Genomic DNA, 1000 nt, shown 5'->3' on the forward strand with positions numbered 1-1000 from the left:
GCATCATCCGCCTGATCACTGCTTCTTTACGCTCTGGTGAATATCGTGTCATTGCTCAATCCTGAGCGCCCCCCGAACATTAATGAAAAATCAGACACGACAACTATCCTGCCACGGGGGGACAGCCATACCACCATGATCAATGGACTGGGCGTGCTGGGCTGGGGGGTTGGGGGTATCGAGGCCGAAGCGGCCATGTTGGGGCAGCCTATCTCGATGCTGATACCGGATGTCGTCGGGTTTGAACTAACTGGAAAAATGCACGAGGGTATTACCGCCACCGACCTGGTATTACAGATCGTGCAAATGCTGCGTTCCCATGGCGTGGTCGGCAAGTTTGTGGAGTTCTTCGGCAGTGGACTCGATCATCTTCCGCTGGCGGATCGAGCCACTATCGCCAATATGGCACCGGAATATGGCGCTACCTGCGGCTTCTTCCCGGTGGACAAGCAGACGCTGGCCTACCTTGAGCTGACCGGCCGTGACCCGCACACCATCGCCCGGGTCGAAGCCTACTGCAAGGCTCAGGGCATGTGGCGCGACGAAAAATACACCCCGCCGCAATTTGCCGCCAGGCTGCAGCTTGATATGTCAACGGTCGAGCCCAACCTGGCCGGACCGAAACGCCCACAGGATAGGGTCCCCGTGCGCGAACTGCGCTCCGCGACTGACCAGTTTATTGACCTGGACGGCAAATCTGATCAACGCGACATGGCATTCCCGCTGGCTGGCAGTGAAGAGCCCATGCACCATGGTGATGTGGTGATTGCGGCCATTACCTCTTGCACCAACACATCGAATCCCGCGGTAATGGTGGCAGCGGGACTGGTGGCTCAAAAGGCTTTGGCACTCGGCCTGCAACGCAAGCCATGGGTGAAGTGATCCTGCCCACCAACAGTGGACACGCAGTTAAGCGACTTGTTGTGCCTCAAACGCTTCCGGGCTTATGAAGCCGTTGGCGCTGTGTCGGCGGGTTCGATTGTAGTCCACTTCGATGTAC

Annotated in this window: 1 pseudogene; it reads left to right on the forward strand. The window is 57.8% G+C overall.

Features of this window, described 5'->3' with window-relative positions:
- Positions 1 to 120 precede the first annotated feature (120 nt).
- Positions 121 to 879 (forward strand): annotated as a pseudogene (locus DWB85_RS19320) (aconitase family protein); the annotation flags it as partial.
- Positions 880 to 1000 lie beyond the last annotated feature (121 nt).

The organism is Seongchinamella sediminis, assembly GCF_003457605.1.
Classification (GTDB): domain Bacteria; phylum Pseudomonadota; class Gammaproteobacteria; order Pseudomonadales; family Halieaceae; genus Halioglobus; species Halioglobus sediminis.